Source organism: Proteiniphilum sp. UBA1028 (assembly GCF_002316955.1).
In the GTDB taxonomy this organism is placed as follows: Bacteria; Bacteroidota; Bacteroidia; order Bacteroidales; family Dysgonomonadaceae; genus Proteiniphilum.
In genome coordinates, this window is the sequence record NZ_DCEN01000043.1 from 64,357 (window position 1) to 64,658 (window position 302).

General features: G+C 52.0%; 1 protein-coding gene. It reads right to left on the reverse strand.

The annotated features are described in order from the left end of the window. A partial coding sequence (locus B3Z75_RS07610) for a 6-phosphofructokinase (protein ID WP_294069519.1) occupies window positions 1-302 on the reverse strand: 302 nt, incomplete at both ends.

Below are 302 nucleotides of genomic sequence, written 5' to 3' on the forward strand. Positions count from 1 at the left end.
CCGGCATTGATGGCGGCGTAATATTCGGCCAGCACACAAGCGTTGGTGTTTGAGTCATCACCTCCGATGATCACCAGGGCCTTGATGTCGAGCTTTTTCAGTATCTCCAGCCCCTTGTCGAACTGTTCCTGTGTTTCCAGCTTGGTCCTTCCCGATCCAATGATGTCGAAACCACCTGTGTTGCGGTATTCGTCAATGATGTCACCGGTAAGTTCCTTGTACTCGTGGTTGATGAGTCCGGCCGGTCCCAGGATAAAACCATAGAGCTTACCGTCGGGATGCAACCGTTTTACGCCGTCATA